Below are 20125 nucleotides of genomic sequence, written 5' to 3'. Positions count from 1 at the left end.
GCATTTTCCAGCGCGTGGCGCCTGCCGCGATGTGGCTTAGAACAGCGCTTCGTCGACTTCCATCATCGACTTCGAGCCGGCGCGGGCCTGACGGATCGTCATGGCCGTTTCCGGCAGCAGCTTCGCAAAGTAGAAGCGTGCGGTGGCGAGCTTCGCCTTGTAGAACGGATCGCCCGAGGCTTCCTTGTCCAGCGCGATGCGTGCCATGCGCGCCCAGAAATACGAGAACACCAGGTGGCCGACGGTGCGCAGATACGGTACGGCGGCGGCGCCGACTTCGTCCGGGTTCTGCATGGCCTTCATGCCGATTTCCATCATCAGCTTCTGCACCTTTTCGCCGATGTCGGCGAGCGGGTTGATGAACTCCTGCATTTCCGGCTTCACGCCTTCCGCTTCGACGAATTCGGCCACCAGCTTGCCGAACTTCTTCATCTTCGCGCCCATGTCGCCGAGGATCTTGCGGCCGAGCAGGTCGAGCGCCTGAATCGCGTTGGTGCCTTCGTAGATCATATTGATGCGCGCGTCGCGCACGTACTGCTCCATGCCCCACTCGGCGATGAAACCGTGGCCGCCGTAGATCTGCATGGCGTGATTGGTGCCTTCGAACGCATTGTCCGACAGGAACGCTTTCAGGATCGGCGTGAGCAGCGCGACGAGGTCCGCGGCTTCCTTGCGCACCGATTCGTCAGCGTGCGACAGTTCCTTGTCGATATGCAGCGCGGACCAGTACGAGAAAGCGCGCGCGCCTTCGGCGTAGGCTTTTTGCGTGAGCAGCATGCGGCGCACGTCCGGATGCACGATGATCGGGTCGGCGGCCTTGTCCGGCGCCTTCGGGCCGGTCAGCGAACGCATCTGCAGACGCTCTTTCGCGTACACCAGCGAGTTCTGATACGCGACTTCGGTCAGGCCCAGGCTCTGCATGCCGACGCCGAGACGCGCGGCGTTCATCATCACGAACATGGCGTTCAAGCCCTTGTTCGGCTCGCCAACCAGCCAACCCTTGGCGTTGTCGAGATTGATCACGCAGGTCGCGTTGCCGTGAATGCCCATCTTGTGTTCGATGGAACCGCACTTCACGCCGTTGCGCTCGCCCGGCTCGCCCGCCTCGTTCGGCACGAACTTCGGCACGATGAAAAGCGAAATGCCCTTGGTGCCCTTCGGCGCATCCGGCAGACGCGCGAGCACGAGGTGAACGATGTTCTCCGCGAGATCGTGTTCGCCGCTGGAGATGAAGATCTTCGTGCCGCTGATCGCGTACGAGCCGTCGCTGTTCGGTTCGGCCTTGGTGCGCAGAATGCCGAGGTCCGTGCCGCAATGCGGCTCGGTCAGACACATCGTGCCGGTCCAGACACCGGCGACGAGTTTCGGCAGATAGCGCTGTTGCAACTCCGGCGTGCCGTGCGCGTGCAGACATTCGTACGCGCCATGCGAGAGGCCCGGGTACATGGTCCACGCCTGATTCGCCGAGTTCAGCATTTCATACAGCGCGTTGTTGACGAACGCGGGCAGCCCCTGGCCGCCGTACTCCGGATCGCAGCCCAGTGCGGGCCAGCCGGCTTCGACGTACTGCGCATAGGCTTCCTTGAAGCCCTTCGGCGTGGTCACGACGCCGTCGCCGACGTACGTGCAGCCTTCCTGGTCGCCGCTGTGGTTGAGCGGGAACAATACTTCGGAGCAGAACTTGCCGGCTTCTTCGAGCACCGCGTTGATCGTGTCGGCGTCGAGATCCGCGTGCTTCGGCATCTGCCTGATTTCGGCTTCGACGTTGAGCAGTTCGTGCAACACGAATTGCATGTCGCGCAGCGGCGCGGCGTACTGTCCCATGACTCTCTCTCCCAAGTTTGACAAGAAGCCAGGCTGTTAGCCGAGTCCGTGAACCGGAACTTTCCGCGCCGCTGAATCCGCCTCAATGGCGGCGACGCTGCTAACGGCCTTCGCTTTGATACGAAACAATCAGTTTTTCCAGCGCGGCCCACGTGAGACGCACCGCATCCGGCAAATGCAGGAAGCGCGCGTCGTGATGCAGACCGAGCGTGAAGCTGTACAGTTCGAACAGCATCAGTTGCGGATCGGTGTCGGCACGCAGATGCCCTTCTTCCATTGCCTGCGAAATCGCGCGCGTGAGCGCCGCACGCCAGATCGTCACGCTCGACACCAGTTGTTCACGCACCGGGTTATCCGCGCGGTCGTCGTATTCGACGGCGCCGCTGATATAGATGCAGCCGGTAGTGACTTCCTGAATGCGTTTCTCGATCCAGCGGGAAATCATCGCGCGCAAGCGCGGCAATCCACGAGGCTCGCGCAAACTCGGGAAAAACACCTCGTCTTCGAAACGACGGTGATATTCGCGCACGACTTCAACCTGCAAATCCTCGCGCGACCCGAAATGCGCGAACACACCGCTTTTGCTCATCTGCATACGCTCGGCCAGCAACCCGATCGTCAGACCTTCAAGTCCGTCGCGGCTTGCCAGATCAAGTGCTGCGTCGAGAATTGCGGCTCGCGTCTGTTCGCCTTTTCGCATAGCTTTTTACCGTTCTAATGTGACCGAAAGAAAATCGAACGGCCGTACTATTATTGAGTGCTGCCGTCCGCGAAACAAGGACTTTATTAGAAACCGGTTTCTAACCTGATTTCAATTCTGCGGCATTCGTCAATCAGAGGATTGAGATTTTTTAGAGGCGTTTGCCTTAAGACAGCGGTTGGACAGCGGGTGCCCGTCGAAGTGCACGTTTCTCTGATTAGCGCAGCCGGCCGATATCATGCAGCAAATCGGCGCGAATCCAGAACGATTTGGCGTAGTGCGACTATTGGATGGCCTGCGGTGGCGCCGTGGATCGCAGCATGGAACGTGCATCCGCTCGCTTCGTGAGAGGCAGGTCTGAAAAGGGTTGCCGCCGCTGCCACCGCCCGCTCAAGGTCGCTCGACAGGCACGCTCGGCAAGAGAGAGTGCGCGTTGTCGTGCATGGGGAAAGTTTGCGTAAGAGCAACGACGACCCGCTCCAGCACATCATGCCAATCGGCACGCCGCGTCTGGGTGAAAAGACGCAATCCGGGATACCACGCGCTGTCGTCGCGACCATACAGCCAGCGCCAGCAACCGGCGAAGCGGTTGAGGAGCCACACCGGCTTGCCCATCGCGGCGGCAAGATGGGCGACCGAGGTATCGACGGAAATCACGAGGTCGAGGTTCTCGATCAATGCCGCGGTATCCGCGAAGTCGCCGATTTCGTCGGTCCAGTCGGTCAGGTGCGTCCGGGTGACAGCGTCGGCAAGCTTGGCCGGGTCGTCGGTCTTTTGCAGGCTGATCCAGCGCACGTGAGGCAACGCCAGCAACGGCGCGATTTGCACGGCAGCGAGACTGCGTAGTCGGTCCACGGCAATGCCCGAATGGCCGCCCGCCCACACCACGCCGACGCGCGGCAGATGCGGCGCCGGCAGCGCGTCGAGCCGCGCGCGCCAGGCGGCGGCTTGCCCGGCGTCGCCATACAGATAAGGAAGCGCGGCGGGGATCGTCGCGACTCGCGTGGCGAACGCCATTGGCAGCGACATCAGCGGAATGTAGCGGTCCCACCCGGCCAGATCGGCGGGGATGGCGTCGAGCAGCACGAGGCCCGGCCAGCGTGAACACAACGATTGTTCGTAGAGGCGCCGCAAGGCCGGCGGGCACACATAACCGACCCGGGCAAAATGCGCGAGCGCCAGCGGCAGATAGCGCACGAACTGCAAGCTGTCGCCGAGGCCTTGCTCGTGAAGCACGAGAAGGCTTTGCACCGCTTGCGCGCCTTGGCCGACGGACACGCCCGCGCCCGGCCAGCGCGGCAGCGGCACTTCCACCGGCGCGGGCGCGGGCCGGCCATCGGTGTGCTTGAAACTGACCCAGCGGTCCTCGAAATAAGGCCACGCTTCGTCGTAGCGGCCGGTCGCGAGCAAAGCCATGCCGAGGTTGTTGCGCGCGACAAGGTTGGCGGGCGACAGCTCGATAGCGCGCCGGTAGTGCCGCCCGGCCTCTTCCATTGCGCCGAGGTCCGCGCAAACGCGGCCGAGATTGTTATGCGCCGCCGAGTTGTCCGGATCGAGTTCGAGCGTGCGCCGATAGCCGAGCGCGGCGTCCTCGATATGACCGAGATGTTGCAGCGTCAACGCGAGGTTGTAGTGGAACGCGGCAAAGTCCGGCTGGATCGCGAGTCCCTGGCGGATACTCTGCACGGCGCCGGCGAAGTCTCCGAGGTTCAGGCGAATCGCATAGAGCGTGTTGAACAGGATCGGCTCCGGCCGGATCTGGATCGCGCGTTCGAGCGAGCGCAGCGCCTCTCGTGCGTGGCCGGACGCAAGCGCGAGCAGGCCTTGCAAGTGGATGGCGCCGACATGCTCCGGATCCTCGGCCAGGATCCGCTCGGCGAGTGTCCGCACCGCGTCATGGCGGCCGGCTTGATAGGCCTGCACGGCCTCGTCATGGAGACTCGAATGGTCGGCGGCCGGCGAAGAAGGGAAAGTGGGCATGGTTGGCGAATACGTATCCGGATGCGTGAGCATGACGCCGCCGTTCCGGTTGCCGTGAGCGCGCAGTCGAAACGGCAGCGAGGCTTGACGGGAGGAAGGGGGTTGGAGTGGCGCGCGCAATTCGCCCGGCCGCCCGATCCATGACGAGCGCAGATTATCTTTGCAGGGGTGGCGGCCCGTCTCTAGGAGCGTTCTGAAACGTGCCGTGTGCCGTGTGCCGTGCCGTGTGCCGTGCCGTGTGCCGTGCCGTGGCTTGATGCGCGGCACAAGGCGCGCAACGCGGCTCAAGCGTTGCACCTCAGTTCCACTCGCACCGGCCGCGCACGGCCGGCGTTTGCCAACGCATCAGCGCGTCACCGCGAATCAGTCGTAGCCGCCGACCGTCAGCAGCTTCATCACAGCCCGATAGGTGGTGTAAGCGAGCCAGTTGAGCACGCGCTCGCCGGCCGGACGGGCGTCGTAGCGCGCCTCGTCGATGCGGCGCGAGTCCTTGAAGGCGACGAGGATCGCTTCGCGCAGCGCGTCGATCGCGGGATCGTTCACCAGCACTACGTTGGCTTCGTTGTTGAGCATCAGGCTCAGCGCGTCGAGGTTCGACGAGCCGACCGTCCCCCAGTTCGAATCCACCACCGCGACCTTGCCGTGCAGCAGCGTTTTCTCGTACTCCGCGATCTGCACACCGGCCTTGAGCAGCGAGCGATACAGAAACGGCACAGCATAATCGAGCGCCTTGAATTCCTTGCGCCCGATGATCAGCTTCACCACGACGCCGCGCCGCGCCGCGAACACCAGCGCGCGCCGCAGTTTGCGCCCCGGCATGAAGTACGGATTGGCGAGCAGCACCTCATTGCGCGCCTGACCAATCGCGGCCAGATATGCCTTTTCGATAGCGCGGCGGTTGATCAGGTTGTCGCGTGCGACGAACGCCACGCAGGGCTGACCGCCCGCCCACAGCGCCTCGTTACGGCGGCGGCGCCGGCGCCGCAGACTGCCTAGCGAAGCCGCGGTCTGCGGCCCGAGATCGGGCACCATCGACTCGATCGGCCGATGCCCGAGGCGAATCCGCCGCCACTGCACCTCGAACGCCTGACGGATATCGCTTACTACCGGCCCATGCAATTCGACCGCGAAGTCCCAGCGCCGGTACGGCAGCTTCTCGCCGTTGTTCTCGTAATCGTCGACGATGTTGATGCCGCCGCAGAACGCGAACTGATCGTCGATCACCGCCAGTTTGCGGTGCGTGCGCGAAAAGCCGAAGCGGCCGAACAGGTGCGGATTGTAGATACGATGGTCGATGCCGGCGGCGGCCCACTCGTTGAACATCGGCAAACGCGCGGTGCCGATGCCGTCGGTGATGGCCCGCACTTTGACGCCGCGCGCGGCGGCGCGCAGCAGCGCCGCGCTGACCGCCTGACCGGCGTTGTCATGGCAGAAGATATACGTTTCGAGCACCGCGTCGCTCTGCGCGGCATCGACCCGCGCGATCAATGCGCTGAAGAACTCGTCGCCGGAACGCAGCAGCTTGACGTCGTTGCCGCTGGTGAACCGATAGCGTTGCCAATAGCGGCGGCCGAGCAGCGATTGCCGCAGTCGGGCGAAACGGCGCGCGCCGCCGACGCTCACCGGTTACGCTCCCCGGATTGCCCAACCACGGCACGCCCACTCAACCGCCTCGGCAACTGCAGGATCGCATCGGCATTCGACGACGAAAAGCAGCGCGATGCCGCCTCTTCATACGGCAGCCATATGAATGCGGTGTGCTCGCGCGGCGCCAGCGTGACTTCAAGCTGCTCCGGCACCTGCAGGCTGAACCAGTGTTCGGTGTTATGGATCACGCCTTCGGCGTAGCGGTGCCGGAACTCCGGATAGATCTCGTATTCGATCGAATATTGCCAGTCGAACAACGCGCTCTGCGGCACCCGCGCGCCACCCACCACGATGCCGGTCTCTTCGGCGACTTCACGCGCCGCCGTCTCGACGAGCGGCTCATCGAGTCGATCTTTGGAACCCGTGACCGACTGCCAGAAACCGGCGTGATCAGCACGCTCGATCAGCAGTACGTCGAGCGCGGGCGTATGGATGATGACGAGTACGGATTGCGGAATCTTCGGCGGTTTCGGCATGGCGTAAAAACTGGGCGCAACGCGTGCGCGGTACATGTCGGCGAGTGTTCGACAAGCGGTCGAACGCGGTTGCATCGACTGTAACGCAAAAAACGAAAAAGGCGCATGACGCGCCTTTTCCGGTTGCTGCCCGCTGTCGTTTTCAGACAGCACTCGTTCCGCTTATGCCATTACGCCTTCGGTTCCGGCTGGCGCAGACGAATGTGCAACTCGCGCAACTGGCGCTCGTCCACTTCGCTCGGCGCCTGCGTCAGCAGACACTGCGCGCGCTGCGTTTTCGGGAACGCGATCACGTCGCGGATCGAATCGGCGCCGGCCATCATCGTGACGATGCGGTCGAGACCAAATGCGATACCGCCGTGCGGCGGCGCGCCGTATTGCAGCGCGTCGAGCAGGAAGCCGAACTTGGCCTGCGCTTCTTCCGCGTTGATCTTCAGCGCGCGGAACACCTTGCTCTGCACTTCTTCACGGTGGATACGCACCGAACCGCCGCCGATTTCCCAGCCGTTCAGCACCATGTCGTAGGCCTTCGCGAGGCAGCGCGCCGGATCCGTTTCCAGATACTCGAGGTGCTCGTCTTTCGGGCTCGTGAACGGGTGATGCGCGGCGACGTAGCGGTTGTCTTCCTCGTCGTATTCGAACATGGGGAAGTCGATCACCCACAGCGGCTTCCAGCCGCTTTCCACCAGACCATTGGCCTTGCCGAATTCCGAATGACCGATCTTCAGACGCAGCGCGCCGAGGCTGTCGTTCACCACTTTCGCGCGATCCGCCGCGAAGAAAATGATGTCGCCGTCCTGCGCGCCGGTGCGCTCGATGATCGCCTTCACCGCTTCGTCGTGCAGGTTCTTGACGATCGGGCTTTGCAGACCGTCACGGCCCTTCGCGACTTCGTTGACCTTGATCCACGCCAGACCCTTCGCACCGTAGATGCGCACGAATTCCGTGTAGCTGTCGATGTCGCCACGCGAGAGCTCGCCGCCCTTCGGCACGCGAATCGCCGCGACACGGCCGTCTTTCGTGTTGGCCGGCGTGCTGAACACCTTGAAGTCGACGTCGCGAACGGCGTCCGTGAGGTCCGTGAATTCGAGCTTCACGCGCAGGTCCGGCTTGTCCGAACCGAAGCGGCGCATGGCTTCCGAATACAGCATGACCGGGAATTTCTCGTCCAGCGTGACGCCGATCGTTTCCTTGAACACGTGACGGATCATCGCTTCGAACAGATCGCGGATTTCCTGTTCCGACAGGAACGAGGTTTCGCAGTCGATCTGCGTGAATTCCGGCTGACGGTCGGCGCGCAGATCTTCGTCGCGGAAGCACTTGACGATCTGGTAGTAGCGATCGAAGTTCGCCACCATCAGCAACTGCTTGAACAGCTGCGGCGATTGCGGCAGCGCGAAGAACTGGCCCGGGTTCGTACGCGACGGCACCAGGTAGTCGCGCGCGCCTTCCGGCGTGCTCTTGGTGAGCATCGGCGTTTCGATGTCGATGAAGCCTTGCGCGTCCAGGTACTTGCGCACTTCGATCGCGACGCGGTAACGCAGACGCAGGTTGTGCTGCATCTGCGGACGGCGCAGGTCCAGCACGCGGTGCGTGAGGCGCGTGGTTTCCGACAGGTTGTCGTCGTCGAGCTGGAACGGCGGCGTGATCGACGGGTTCAGCACGATCAGCTCGTGGCACAGCACTTCGATCTTGCCGCTCTTCAGCGCAGCGTTCGTGGTGCCTTCCGGACGGGCGCGAACCACGCCCTTGATCTGCAGGCAGAACTCGTTGCGCACGCCTTCGGCCGCCTTGAACATCTCCGCGCGGTCCGGGTCGCAGACGACCTGAACGAGGCCTTCGCGATCGCGCAGGTCGATGAAGATGACGCCGCCGTGGTCGCGGCGGCGGCTCACCCAGCCGCACAGCGAGACGGATTGGCCCAGCAGTTCTTCGGTCACCAGACCGCAGTATTCAGATCTCATCGACATGATGTTTGTCTTTCGTTTTGCATTGGTTGAACGGCGCGCCGCAGTGAAACACAGCAGCGCGCCGGCATTACAGCGGAGGCTCGACTGTCGTGCGGCGCACCGGCGCCGGCGGCGCGGACGGCGCCACGACGCCCATCGAGACGATGTACTTGAGCGCAGCGTCGACCGTCATGTCGAGCTCGACCACTTCACTCCTGGGCACCATCAGGAAGAAGCCGGACGTGGGATTCGGCGTAGTCGGCACATACACGCTGACGTGATCTTCTTTCAGATGGTTGAGCACGTCGCCGCCCGGAATACCGGTCAGAAACGCGATCGTATAAGAGCCGCGGCGCGGGTACTCGATCAGCAGCGCCTTGCGAAACGCGTTGCCGCTGCTCGACAGCAGGGTGTCGGACACCTGCTTGACGCTGGTGTAGATCGGGCCGACCACCGGAATGTGACCGACCAGCAGTTCCCACCACTTCACGAGCTTCTGGCCGATGAAGTTCTGCGTCAACAGCCCAACGACAAAGATAAACGCCAGCGTGAGCACCGCGCCGAGGCCGGGCAGGCGAAAACCGAACAGCCGCTCCGGCTGCCAGGCCGCCGGCAGCAGCAACAGCGTCTGGTCCATCGTGCCGATGATCAGGCCGAGCACCCACAGCGTGATGGCCAAAGGCACCAGCACCAGCAGGCCAGTCAGGAACACCGATTTGAGCGTCGTTTTTTTCGTCGTCATGTGTACCGCCAGAAAGCCGCGCGGGCCGAAGCCCAACGCGCGGCGTGTGCGCCGCCCCACAGGGCGGCAGTCCCACTAGGCGCTGCCGGAACCGCTCGAACTCGCCGAAGCGGCCGGTGCGGCAGCAGGCGCGGACGGCGTTGCGGCCGCGTTCGATGAACCGGCTGCGGCCGAACCGCCTTCCGCAGCCGTGGATTGTGCTGCGGCGCCGTTATTGGCGCCCGCATTCTCGCCGGAGGCGCCATTCGAGGCACCATTGGCGTCGGGCTTGGCAGGCGCGCTCGTACCGCCGTTGCCGCCGCGAAAATCGGTCACATACCAGCCGGAGCCCTTCAACTGGAAGCCCGCAGCAGTGACCTGCTTGCGAAAAGTGTCTTTCCCGCACTCGGGACACTGCGTCAACTGGGGATCGCTCATCTTCTGGAGCACATCCTTCCCGAAGCCGCACGATTCGCAACGATAAGCGTAGATCGGCATGATCCTTTTCCCTACTGAAATCTTGTAAACGCTTGCAAAGCCTTGAATTATAGCCGCAAACGATACCCGTTCCCCGGATTTTGGGGACGAGCGCCCGACGCAGCCGCCGTCCATTCAAGTGGGGGCGGCCGCTGTCGAATCAAGTCCGGTCCGCGCGGCCGTGACGCGCCACAGCCGCGCGTTCAGGCGCGGCGGCGCCAGGTTAGCCAGCGCTCACGTCCCGCGAAAACGGCAATCGAATCGTGCACGGCTTCGTCTTCGATCAAGTCGAAGTACGGCGTGAGCAGCGCATCGAGCTCCGCGCGCTCGATGCCGAACGGCGGCCCTTTCGGCGTCGCGCCAAGGAAAAAGAAGCCCGCGAGCAACGCGCCGCCGGGCAACAGATCCGCCATCCGGTGCGCATAGTCCGCGCGGCGGGCGAGCGGCAGCGCGCAGAGGAATGCGCGCTCGTAAATCCACGCGGGCGTGAACGGCGGTTCATAGGTGAAGAAGTCCGCCTGTTCCACCAGTTGCGCGTGCTGCGCACCCAGTTGCTCATGCGCCGCCGCGACGGCGGCCGGTGAAAAGTCGATGGCCCGGACCGGGTTGCCCTGTCCGGCCAGCCACACCGCTTCGTAGGCACTGCCGCAGCCCGGAATCAGTACGGCCGCGCCGCTGTGGCGGGCGGCGAACGACTGAAACGCGGCCGGCACGCCAGCCTGATCCCAAGGCGTGAAACGGCGCTCGAAACGCTCGTCCCAGAAAGCGGGTGAGTTGGGATCGCGCGTTTCGAAGTCGGGCACGGCGGGTTGGGTCGGATCGCTCATCAAGTGCCTCCTGGGGATTGCATTCAGCCGCCGTAAGCGAGCGCCAGAAACACCCGCGCCAGCGCCGCGCCGACACCCACCGCCACACCGAACAGCAGCAGGCCTTGCAACAACCGGTTGGTGCGTTTCTGCTCGAGCAGAATCTGGCGAATCATTTCGTCGTTCGCGCCGCGCGTGTGGTCGTGGCGCTCGGCCAGCGCGTGATGGATCAGGCGCGGCAGTTGCGGCAGCGTCTTGCTCCATTGTGGCGCCTCGATCTTCAGGCGCTCGTACCAGCCGCGCAGGCCGATCTGTTCGTTCATCCAGCGTTCGAGGTACGGCTTGGCGGTCTTCCACAGATCCAGTTCGGGATCGAGCGAGCGGCCGAGACCTTCTACATTCAGCATGGTCTTTTGCAGCAGCACCAGTTGCGGCTGGATCTCGACGTTGAAGCGGCGCGAGGTCGAGAACAGGCGCATCAGGACCTGGCCCAGCGAAATATCTTTCAGCGCGCGGTCGAAGTACGGTTCGCAGACCGCGCGGATCGCGCTTTCGAGTTCTTCGACGCGGGTAGTCGGCGGCACCCAGCCCGACTCCAGATGCAGCGTTGCGACCCGATGGTAGTCGCGCTTGAAGAACGCAAGGAAGTTCTGCGCGAGGTAGTTCTTGTCGAAGTCCGACAGCGCGCCGATGATGCCGAAGTCGAGTGCGATATAGCGGCCGAAATGCGCCGGATCGAGGCTCACCTGAATGTTGCCCGGATGCATGTCGGCATGGAAAAAGCCGTCGCGGAACACCTGGGTAAAGAAAATCTCGACGCCTTCGCGCGCCAGCTTCGGAATATCCACGCCCGCCGCGCGCAGCGTCTCCACCTGGCTGATCGGCACGCCGACCATGCGCTCCATCACCAGCACCGTGGGTGTGCAGAACTCCCAGTACATCTCCGGCACCAGCAGCAGATCGAGTCCGGCAAAGTTGCGCCGCAACTGGCTGCCGTTGGCTGCCTCACGCATCAGGTCGAGTTCGTCGTGCAGGTATTTGTCGAATTCGGCGACCACCTCGCGCGGCTTCAGACGCTTGCCGTCGGCCCACAGCCGCTCCGCCCACACGGCGATGTCGCGCAGCAGGGCAAGGTCGGAATCGATCACCGGCAGCATGTTCGGCCGCAGCACCTTCACGGCGACGGCCTTGCCCGCGTGTTGCCCCGCCTTCACCGTGGCGAAGTGCACCTGCGCGATCGAGGCGCTCGCCACCGGCACCCGCTCGAAATCGTCGAACAGCACGTCGACCGGCGCGCCGAGCGACTTCTCGACCAGCCCGATCGCCACCGCCGAATCGAACGGCGGCACCTGATCCTGGAGTTTCGCCAGTTCGTTGGCGATATCCACCGGCAACAGATCGCGCCGGGTGGACAACACCTGCCCGAACTTGACGAAGATCGGCCCGAGGCTTTCCAGCGCGAGCCGCAAACGTACGCCCGGCGGCGCGTCGAACTTGCGGCCGATGGTGGTGATGCGCAACAGCAGACGCACGCGCCGGTCGTTGACGCGGCTGAGCATCATCTCATCGAGACCGAAGCGGATGACCGTGAAAAAAATCTTGAGGAAACGCAGAAAACGCATAGTTGTGCCCGGTGACTAGCGCGTGCCGCGCGACATGGCGGCGCCGCCCGGCGCTTGGGCGCCGCGGGCTTCGACCTTCTGTTCAAGACGCTCGATGCGTTTTTCCACGCGTGCGAGTGCGTCGCGCGCGCGGGCCAGTTCGACGTTGAAGTCCTCGAGCGCCGCCCGGCGCACCAGTTGCGGATTCTCGTCGAGCAGATACTCGGCGGCGGTGTCGAGCAGGTTGCGCCCGGCGCGCTGCACCTGTTCGCCCACCGTGCGCATGACCGACGCCACGCGCCACGCCGGGCCGTCGCCGATGAGCCTCGCCAGGTCTTCTTCCGGCTCCCAGCGCAGATGCTCGGCGAGCTTCGCGATCACGGTGGCGAATTCGGCGTCGCCTTCGATCTTCACGTGCTTCATCACCGCCGCCTGGCCGCCTTGCACGAAGGCGGGCAGCGCGTCGGACGGCACCGCGATGGTCACGTCGAAGTGTTGCGCCTCGGCGGCGGCGACCGCGCTCAGATAGCCGTCCGGTTGCACCAGCAGCATCAGCACGACTGGCAGACAGGACAGCTTCGCGGTCTTGCCCGCGTACGGGGCGAGGCGCTCACGAGCCCACGTTTCGCGGGCGAGCAGATGATTGACAGCAGCAGCGAATGGCTTGGCGGCGAGGGTCATTGAAAGTGGCAAGAAAAAACCCGCGCGAGCAAGGTGCCCGCGCGGGTTCCTATTGTAACGTCCGTTGGCTTCGCGGCTCGCTATGCCGAACGGCCAACCTCATGAGCCAGGTCAGGTCATGCAGCCCTCACGCGACCCCGGCGCGCTGTCGTCTCAGTGCTGCGCCACCTGCTGGATGCCGGCCAGCAGCCAGCCTTCGCCGGCGCGGTTCGCCTTGGACAGGTTCCAGACTTCGACGAAGGGTTCCGCCGCCGCGCCCGGCGCTTCGCGGATCAGGCCCGAGAAGCGGACGCTGGCGAAGTATTCGTTCGCGCGCTCTTCCACGCCCAGCAACTCGGCGTTCAGTTGCACCACGTCTGTCTGATTCGTCTCGGCACCACGCGAAGACAGATCGACCTTCACCTCGGCGAACATTTCCGGCGTGGTGAATTCGCGGATGTCTTCCGTGTTGCCGACGTCCCATGCGGCTTGCAGGCGCACGAAGTAGACCTTGGCGTTGCGCAGGAACGCTTCCGAATCGAAGCCGGCCGGCACGGCGGGCGCGGTGTTGATGGCCGGCGTGCTCAGCGGGTTGCCTTGCGGTTCGAGGTAGGAGCCGGTGGGCGGCGCGGTATAACGCGGTTCCTGCGAGTAGCCCATGCCGCTCGAGTTGAGCGACGGCGAGCCGCCCGCGTACGCCGGTTGAGACGTGTCGCGTTTGCGCCCCATGAAGCGGCGGATCAGCCAGATACCGATCATGGCGATGATCGCAATCACGATGATATTGGCCATCGCGCCCGCGAACGCGCCGCCCAGACCGAAGTGCGACAACAGCGCGGCGATGCCGAGACCGGCCGCCAGACCGGCGATCGGCCCCAGCCAGCGCGAGCGGTTAGGTTGCGCGGCCGGAGCCGGCGCGGGCGCCGGGGCAGGCTGCGCACGCTGCTGCATGGCCTGATTGCCTTGGGAAGGTTGCGACGGCGCGGACTGCTGCGTCACGCTATTCGACTGACGGCCAATACTACGGCCACCGCCCATGCGGCGAGCTTCCGCATCGAGCGAAGCGAGGGAGCCGGCCATGATCAGACCGACCATCGCGATCAGTCCGATTCTTCTCACCAACGACCGCTTAACCTTACGGGGAGATAACACACCTGAATCGGACATTTTCGTACTTTCCTTTAAAAATCGACGGGTTAGGGACCCTAGTATTTGGTCCCCACATGTAAAGCTACCACGCCAGCTGACAAATTGTAATATTTGACGCCGTCCAGGCCCGCTTGTTCCATCATTGTTTTTAAAGTTTCCTGGTCCGGATGCATCCGGATCGATTCCGCGAGGTATTGATAGCTCCCGGCATCTTTCGCAAAGTGCTCGCCCAACCACGGCAGCACCTTGAAAGAATAGACGTCGTAGACCTTCTTGAGCGGATCCCACACCTTCGAAAATTCCAGCACCAGCAGACGCCCGGCCGGCTTCAGCACGCGCCGCATTTCCGCCAGCGCGATGTCCTTGTGCGTCATGTTGCGCAAGCCGAATGCCACGGTCACCACGTCGAAGTAATTGTCCGGAAAGGGAATTTTCTCGGCGTCGCAGAGCAGCGCCGGGGTGATCACACCCTTGTCCAGCAGACGGTCGCGGCCCACCCGCAGCATCGATTCGTTGATGTCGGTATGCCAGACTTCGCCGGTTTCGCCGGCCTGCTTCGCAAACGCCTTCGACAGGTCGCCCGTGCCGCCCGCGATGTCGAGCACCTTGTAGCCCGGCCGCACGTTGGCCTGGGCGATCGTGAACATCTTCCACGCCCGGTGCAACCCGCCCGACATCAGGTCGTTCATCAAGTCGTAGTTGGCGGCAACCGAGTGGAACACGCCCGCCACCTTCTGCGCCTTGTCCTGTTCGTCGACCGATTGAAAGCCGAAGTGGGTTTTGCTCATCGCGCTCGTCCTTTCGCGTATTCTGAAATGTTGCGCCGCATCAGTGCGGCGATGGGGCGAATCGTATCAGTGACAGTGCCCGTGCGCAGCGCCGGCCTGGACCATAGGCGTATCGCGGTCGACGCCGGCCGCCTGAAGTTTGGCGAGATACGCGGCCCAGAGTTCATCCTGGCGCACCGCCATGTCGTACAGAAGGTCCCAGGAATAGATGCCGGTGGCGTGTCCGTCGGAGAAAGTGGGCTGCAGCGCATAGTTGCCGACGCCCTCGATCATGGTGATCGTCACTTCGCGCTTGCCGGTCTGCAGGGTTTCCTGGCCGGGCCCGTGGCCCATTACTTCCGCCGACGGCGAATACACGCGCAGCAGCTCGAACGGCAGGCGATACGAATCGCCGTTTGCGTACTGCAATTCGAGCACACGCGATTTGGAATGCACGACCACGCCGGTCGGCACCGGAGTATCGGGAGTCAGACCACTCATATTGACCTCATAGAAAACGCCGTCTCAAGTCTTCCCGCGCGCCCGGACGCGTAGCGCGACGCGCCAGGTTGGCGGGCGCTCAACCCAGCGCCTGTTCGATTTCCTGCCGCACCGCTTCGCGCAGCAGGGTGGCTTGCGCGCGGCGCGACGACAGCATGGCTTCGGACACCGTGCGCTGGCGCGGCGCCCAGATGGGCAGCGGAAAATGAGCGTCGTTCGAAAAACGCGGGATCACATGCCAGTGCACATGCGGCACCTGGTTGCCGAGGCTCGCCAGGTTCACCTTTGCCGGCTGAAGGATGCGCCGGATCGCGCGCTCGACCGCATACACGGCCTTCATCACGCGATCGCGGTCGTTTCCGTCGAGGTCGGAAAATTCGGCGACATGGCCGTTCCAGATCACCCGGCAAAAGCCCGGGTAATCGTGTTCGTCGGCTAGGACGACACGCAGCGTGTCGTCGTGCCACAGCACATCGCCGCCATCTTCACGGCAAAAAACGCAGTCCATCGTCGTCCTCAGGCAGAAATCGTCGGTCGTGCCATTAAACCAGCACGCGCTCGATTCCGCCATTGTTCGCCCGTTGCACGTAGTCGACCATCCAGTCTTCACCGAGCACGTGACGTGCCATCTCGACGACGATGTAATCCGCCTCGATGCCCGCATCCTCGTTGTAACGCGACAGGCCTTGCAGGCAGGACGGGCAGCTCGTGAGGATCTTCACGTCCGTCGCGCCTTTCGGCTGGGGGCCGTCGCCGGCCTTGAGCACGGAGCCGTCCGGCGCACCCGCCGAGCCGGCCGATGCATTGGCCGGATTGATCCCGTTCGCACCGGCTTCGGCCACCAAAGGAATGCCGCGCAGCTTGGCCGCGCCCTTGCGGATCTCCTCTTCCTTACGGAAGCGCACCTGGGTGGAAATATCCGGACGCGTGACCGCGAGCGTGCCCGATTCGCCGCAGCAGCGATCGTTCTTCTCGATCTGGTAGCCGTCCTTCTCCGAGCCCATCAGCTGATTGACCAGCTTGACCGGGTCCATCGTCTTGATCGGCGTGTGGCACGGGTCGTGGTACATGTAGCGCACGCCGTTCACGCCCTCGAGCTTCATGCCTTTTTCCAGCAGAAACTCGTGGATGTCGATGATCCGGCAGCCCGGAAAAATCTTCTCGAATTCGTAGCCGGCGAGCTGGTCATAGCACGTGCCGCACGACACCACCACCGTCTTGATGTCGAGGTAGTTCAGCGTATTGGCGACGCGGTGGAACAGCACGCGGTTATCCGTGACGATCTGCTCGGCCTTGTCGAACTGGCCCGACCCGCGTTGCGGATAGCCGCAGCACAGGTAGCCCGGCGGCAGCACGGTTTGCACGCCGGCTTCCCACAACATGGCCTGGGTGGCGAGACCAACTTGCGAGAACAGCCGCTCGGAGCCGCAGCCCGGGAAATAGAACACCGCTTCCGTGTCCGCGGTGGTCGTCTTCGGATTGCGGATGATCGGGACGATCTTGTTGTCTTCGATATCGAGCAACGCGCGCGCGGTTTTCTTCGGCAGGTTGCCCGGCATCTTCTTGTTCATGAAGTGGATCACCTGCTGCGTGACCGGCGGCTTGCCGACGGTTGCCGGCGGGTGCGCGGTCTGCTTCTTCGCGAACTTCTTCAGCACTTCGTTGCCGAGGCGTTGCGCCTTGTAGCCGATGCCCATCATCGCGGTGCGCGCGAGGTTGATGGTCTGCGGATTAGTGGCGTTGAGGAAGAACATGCCGGCCGCGTTGCCCGGATTGAACTTCTTCTTGCCCATCTTGCGCAGCAGGTTGCGCATGTTCATGGTGACGTCGCCGAAGTCGATCTTCACCGGGCACGGCGTCACGCATTTGTGACAGACGGTGCAGTGATCCGCGACGTCGTTGAACTCGTCCCAGTGCTTGATCGACACGCCGCGGCGGGTCTGTTCCTCGTACAGGAACGCCTCCACCAGCAGCGAGGTGGCGAGAATCTTGTTGCGCGGGCTGTACAGCAGGTTCGCGCGCGGCACGTGGGTCGCGCACACCGGCTTGCACTTGCCGCAACGCAAACAGTCCTTGATCGATTCGGAAATCGCGCCGATGTCGGACTGCTGCATGATCAGCGATTCGTAGCCCATCAGGCCGAAAGACGGCGTGTAGGCGTTGCGCAGGTCGGCACCTTCGAGCAGCTTGCCCGCATTGAAGCGGCCATGCGGATCGACGCGCTGCTTATAGGCGCGGAATTCGCCGATCTCCTCTTCCGTCAGGAATTCGAGCTTGGTGATGCCGATCCCGTGCTCGCCGGAAATCACGCCGTCGAGCGAACGCGCCAGCTTCATGATGCGCGCGACCGCCGTATGGGCGTCCTGCAGCATCTCGTAGTTGTCGGAGTTGACCGGCAGGTTCGTGTGAACGTTGCCGTCGCCCGCGTGCATGTGCAGCGCGACGAACACACGGCCGCGCAGCACCCGTTTATGGATCGCCTGGGCTTCTTCGAGGATCGGCTTGAACTCGCCACCGTTGAAGATCTGGCGCAGTTCGGCGCGGATCTCCTGCTTCCACGACACGCGGATCGTGCGGTCCTGCGTGATATGGAACACGGTGGCGTCGGGCTGCGCGTCCGCGCGATCGGCGAACTTCTCCGCCAGCGCTTCGTAGCCGAGACCGACCAGATAGTGCTGCGCTTCACGCAGCGACAGATCGAGCCTGTCGCGCAGGAATTCCCAGCGCGTGCGCACGCGCTTGAGCAGATCCAGCGCCTGCTGCACGCGGTCTTCGAGCAACTCGGCGCTCGGGATTTCGTTGGCGTCGTCGCTCTTGCCGAGCGGCAGCTTGCCGGCCTGGAAAAACGCTTCGAGCGCGTCGACCAGTTGCAGCTTGTTCTTGATCGACAGCTCGATGTTGATGCGTTCGATGCCGTCCGTGTACTCGCCCATGCGGTCGAGCGGAATCACCACGTCTTCGTTGATCTTGAACGCGTTGGTGTGCTTGGCGATGGCGGCCGTGCGGCTGCGGTCGAGCCAGAAGCGCTTGCGCGCTTCGGCGTTGACCGCGACGAAGCCTTCGCCGCTCTTGCCGTTGGCCATGCGCACGACTTCCGAGGTGGCTTGCGCCACCGCGTCCGCGTCATTGCCGACGATGTCGCCGATCAGCACCATCTTCGGAAACGCGTTGCGCTTGCTCTTGGTCGCATAGCCCACCGCGCGCAGATAGCGCTCGTCCAGATGTTCGAGGCCCGCGAGAATCGCGCCGCCCTGCTTCGACGTCTCGAACAGGTAATCCTTGATTTCGACGATGCTCGGAATCGCGTCGCGCGCCTGGCCGAAAAATTCGAGGCAGACCGTGCGCGTATGTGCCGGCATCTTGTGCAGCACCCAGCGCGCGGACGTGATCAGCCCGTCGCAGCCTTCTTTCTGCACGCCCGGCAAACCGGCGAGGAATTTGTCCGTGACGTCCTTGCCCAGGCCTTCCTTGCGGAACACCCGGCCCTTGATATTGAGCGCTTCCGTGCGCAGCAGCTTTTCGCCCGGCGCGTAGTTGCCGTCGAACCACTTGAGCTCGAAACGCGCCACTTCGATATCGTGAATCTTGCCCATGTTGTGGTCGAGGCGCGTGACTTCGAGCCAGTTCCCTTCCGGGTCGACCATGCGCCACCAGGCGAGGTTGTCCAGCGCCGTGCCCCACAGCACCGCCTTCTTGCCGCCCGCGTTCATCGCGACGTTGCCGCCCACGCAGGATGCATCCAGCGAGGTCGGATCGACCGCGAACACGAAGCCGGCCTGCTCGGCCGCCTCGGTCACGCGGCGCGTCACCACGCCCGCGCCGGAGAAAATCGTCGCGACTTTGCGGTCCACGCCCGGCAGCTCGGTCATTTCGACCGCGCCCAGTTGTTCGAGCTTTTCAGTATTGATGACGGCCGAGAACGGCGTGAGCGGCACCGCGCCGCCCGTGTAGCCCGTGCCGCCGCCGCGTGGAATCACGGTCAGACCGAGTTCGAAACACGCCTTGATCATGCCGGCGATCTCGGCCTCCGTATCCGGCGTGAGCACGACGAACGGGTATTCGACCCGCCAGTCGGTCGCGTCGGTCACATGCGAGACGCGGGACAGGCCGTCGAACTTGATGTTGTCCTTTTCCGTGACCTTGCCGAGCACCTTGGTCGCACGCTTGCGCAGATCGTAGGTCTTCTGGAATTCGCTCGCGAATTCGTCGACAGCGCGGCGCGCGGCCTGAACCAGCGTTTCGACGCGCGCGGCGCGGTCCACGCCCGCTTCGTCGCCGTGTTCGGTCAGATCGGCGCGGCGGCGCTTCTCGATCTCGCTCAAGCGGTGGTGCAAGGCTTCGATCAGCATTGCCCGGCGCTTCGGGTTGTCGAGCAGGTCGTCCTGCAGATACGGATTGCGGCGCACCACCCAGATGTCGCCGAGCACTTCGTACAGCATCCGTGCCGAGCGGCCGGTGCGGCGTTCCGCGCGCAGTTCGGCAAGCGCGGCCCAGGCGGCGTCGCCTAGCAGGCGGATGACGATTTCACGGTCGGAGAACGACGTGTAGTTATAAGGAATTTCGCGCAGACGCGCTTCGGGATCGGCGGCCACCGCAGCGGCGGCCCCGTGCGGATCGAAAACTTGAGGTGCGTTCATGTTTGGACGACTCGGTGGGTCAACCCGACGCGCTCATCGACGAGGCGCCGGCTGACGGTGCGCGTGGGGCGCAATGCTGGAAATCTTCTAGGGGAGCGAAGCACGACCGACGGCCAACCCACACCGGTCGCTTCGCGGCGCTCAGATACAGCTACACGATCGTGCGTGGCGGGCGTGACGCTCCGCCGCGGGGCAAGACTCACGCGGGGCGGGCATCAGGTGGGCGATCC

General features: G+C 63.7%; 16 protein-coding genes. All 16 read right to left on the bottom strand.

What is annotated here, in order from left to right; translation table 11 throughout:
- Positions 1 to 36: 36 nt before the first annotated feature.
- Complete coding sequence (locus BXE_RS02120; RefSeq protein ID WP_011486787.1) at positions 37 to 1824, bottom strand: acyl-CoA dehydrogenase C-terminal domain-containing protein; 1788 nt, start codon at positions 1822 to 1824, stop codon at positions 37 to 39.
- 100 nt (positions 1825 to 1924) lie between these two features.
- Positions 1925 to 2524 (bottom strand): TetR/AcrR family transcriptional regulator, encoded by a 600-nt coding sequence (locus BXE_RS02115; RefSeq protein WP_011486786.1) that lies wholly within the window; start codon positions 2522 to 2524, stop codon positions 1925 to 1927.
- Between the two features lie 390 nt (positions 2525 to 2914).
- Positions 2915 to 4537, bottom strand: coding sequence for a tetratricopeptide repeat protein (locus tag BXE_RS02110; protein ID WP_011486785.1), 1623 nt, complete (start codon positions 4535 to 4537; stop codon positions 2915 to 2917).
- Positions 4538 to 4867: 330 nt separating this feature from the next.
- Positions 4868 to 6127 carry a cardiolipin synthase ClsB gene (gene clsB / locus BXE_RS02105; protein WP_011486784.1) on the bottom strand — a complete coding sequence of 420 codons (1260 nt, stop codon included), beginning with the start codon at positions 6125 to 6127 and terminating at the stop codon, positions 4868 to 4870.
- Positions 6124 to 6627, bottom strand: a complete 504-nt coding sequence (nudB, locus tag BXE_RS02100) for a dihydroneopterin triphosphate diphosphatase (RefSeq protein ID WP_038458371.1) — start codon at positions 6625 to 6627, stop codon at positions 6124 to 6126. The genes clsB and nudB overlap by 4 nt, the downstream gene beginning before the upstream one ends.
- 170 nt (positions 6628 to 6797) lie before the next feature.
- Entirely contained in the window at positions 6798 to 8597 is a 1800-nt protein-coding gene (aspS, locus tag BXE_RS02095) for an aspartate--tRNA ligase (RefSeq protein ID WP_011486782.1), read from the bottom strand.
- Positions 8598 to 8664: 67 nt separating this feature from the next.
- Positions 8665 to 9318, bottom strand: coding sequence for a DUF502 domain-containing protein (locus BXE_RS02090; protein WP_038456984.1), 654 nt, complete (start codon positions 9316 to 9318; stop codon positions 8665 to 8667).
- A gap of 75 nt (positions 9319 to 9393) precedes the next feature.
- Positions 9394 to 9795, bottom strand: coding sequence for an FmdB family zinc ribbon protein (locus tag BXE_RS02085; RefSeq protein ID WP_011486780.1), 402 nt, complete (start codon positions 9793 to 9795; stop codon positions 9394 to 9396).
- Positions 9796 to 9977: 182 nt separating this feature from the next.
- Positions 9978 to 10601, bottom strand: coding sequence for a thiopurine S-methyltransferase (locus tag BXE_RS02080; protein WP_011486779.1), 624 nt, complete (start codon positions 10599 to 10601; stop codon positions 9978 to 9980).
- A 23-nt stretch (positions 10602 to 10624) separates the two neighbouring features.
- Positions 10625 to 12202, bottom strand: coding sequence for a ubiquinone biosynthesis regulatory protein kinase UbiB (ubiB, locus tag BXE_RS02075; protein ID WP_011486778.1), 1578 nt, complete (start codon positions 12200 to 12202; stop codon positions 10625 to 10627).
- Positions 12203 to 12217: 15 nt separating this feature from the next.
- Positions 12218 to 12862 (bottom strand): ubiquinone biosynthesis accessory factor UbiJ, encoded by a 645-nt coding sequence (locus tag BXE_RS02070; protein ID WP_011486777.1) that lies wholly within the window; start codon positions 12860 to 12862, stop codon positions 12218 to 12220.
- A 153-nt stretch (positions 12863 to 13015) separates the two neighbouring features.
- The gene (locus BXE_RS02065) at positions 13016 to 14008 is read right to left on the bottom strand and encodes a Tim44 domain-containing protein (protein ID WP_011486776.1); all 993 of its coding nucleotides are present in this window, start codon (positions 14006 to 14008) and stop codon (positions 13016 to 13018) included.
- A gap of 38 nt (positions 14009 to 14046) precedes the next feature.
- A complete protein-coding gene (gene ubiE / locus BXE_RS02060) occupies positions 14047 to 14778 on the bottom strand; it encodes a bifunctional demethylmenaquinone methyltransferase/2-methoxy-6-polyprenyl-1,4-benzoquinol methylase UbiE (RefSeq protein WP_011486775.1) in 732 nt (243 codons plus the stop codon).
- A gap of 66 nt (positions 14779 to 14844) precedes the next feature.
- Complete coding sequence (locus tag BXE_RS02055) at positions 14845 to 15258, bottom strand: gamma-butyrobetaine hydroxylase-like domain-containing protein (protein ID WP_011486774.1); 414 nt, start codon at positions 15256 to 15258, stop codon at positions 14845 to 14847.
- Positions 15259 to 15337: 79 nt separating this feature from the next.
- On the bottom strand, positions 15338 to 15766 hold the full coding sequence (locus BXE_RS02050; RefSeq protein ID WP_011486773.1) for an HIT family protein: 429 nt from the start codon (positions 15764 to 15766) through the stop codon (positions 15338 to 15340).
- A 34-nt stretch (positions 15767 to 15800) separates the two neighbouring features.
- Positions 15801 to 19895, bottom strand: a complete 4095-nt coding sequence (locus BXE_RS02045; protein ID WP_038456987.1) for a DUF3683 domain-containing protein — start codon at positions 19893 to 19895, stop codon at positions 15801 to 15803.
- Positions 19896 to 20125: the final 230 nt, after the last annotated feature.

This window comes from Paraburkholderia xenovorans LB400 (assembly GCF_000013645.1).
Lineage (GTDB): Bacteria > Pseudomonadota > Gammaproteobacteria > Burkholderiales > Burkholderiaceae > Paraburkholderia > Paraburkholderia xenovorans.
Note: the sequence above shows the minus strand (reverse complement) of the source record. Positions and strands in the feature narration are given on the sequence as shown.

What these genes read in the sequence shown, in the direction of transcription:
- BXE_RS02120 (WP_011486787.1), bottom strand. Translation starts at nt 1,824, where the DNA reads ATGGGACAGTACGCCGCGCCGCTGCGCGACATGCAATTCGTGTTGCAC.
- BXE_RS02115 (WP_011486786.1), bottom strand. Translation starts at nt 2,524, where the DNA reads ATGCGAAAAGGCGAACAGACGCGAGCCGCAATTCTCGACGCAGCACTT.
- BXE_RS02110 (WP_011486785.1), bottom strand. Translation starts at nt 4,537, where the DNA reads ATGCTCACGCATCCGGATACGTATTCGCCAACCATGCCCACTTTCCCT.
- nudB (WP_038458371.1), bottom strand. Translation starts at nt 6,627, where the DNA reads ATGCCGAAACCGCCGAAGATTCCGCAATCCGTACTCGTCATCATCCAT.
- aspS (WP_011486782.1), bottom strand. Translation starts at nt 8,597, where the DNA reads ATGTCGATGAGATCTGAATACTGCGGTCTGGTGACCGAAGAACTGCTG.
- BXE_RS02090 (WP_038456984.1), bottom strand. Translation starts at nt 9,318, where the DNA reads ATGACGACGAAAAAAACGACGCTCAAATCGGTGTTCCTGACTGGCCTG.
- BXE_RS02085 (WP_011486780.1), bottom strand. Translation starts at nt 9,795, where the DNA reads ATGCCGATCTACGCTTATCGTTGCGAATCGTGCGGCTTCGGGAAGGAT.
- BXE_RS02080 (WP_011486779.1), bottom strand. Translation starts at nt 10,601, where the DNA reads ATGAGCGATCCGACCCAACCCGCCGTGCCCGACTTCGAAACGCGCGAT.
- ubiB (WP_011486778.1), bottom strand. Translation starts at nt 12,202, where the DNA reads ATGCGTTTTCTGCGTTTCCTCAAGATTTTTTTCACGGTCATCCGCTTC.
- BXE_RS02070 (WP_011486777.1), bottom strand. Translation starts at nt 12,862, where the DNA reads ATGACCCTCGCCGCCAAGCCATTCGCTGCTGCTGTCAATCATCTGCTC.
- BXE_RS02065 (WP_011486776.1), bottom strand. Translation starts at nt 14,008, where the DNA reads ATGTCCGATTCAGGTGTGTTATCTCCCCGTAAGGTTAAGCGGTCGTTG.
- ubiE (WP_011486775.1), bottom strand. Translation starts at nt 14,778, where the DNA reads ATGAGCAAAACCCACTTCGGCTTTCAATCGGTCGACGAACAGGACAAG.
- BXE_RS02055 (WP_011486774.1), bottom strand. Translation starts at nt 15,258, where the DNA reads ATGAGTGGTCTGACTCCCGATACTCCGGTGCCGACCGGCGTGGTCGTG.
- BXE_RS02050 (WP_011486773.1), bottom strand. Translation starts at nt 15,766, where the DNA reads ATGGACTGCGTTTTTTGCCGTGAAGATGGCGGCGATGTGCTGTGGCAC.
- BXE_RS02045 (WP_038456987.1), bottom strand. Translation starts at nt 19,895, where the DNA reads ATGAACGCACCTCAAGTTTTCGATCCGCACGGGGCCGCCGCTGCGGTG.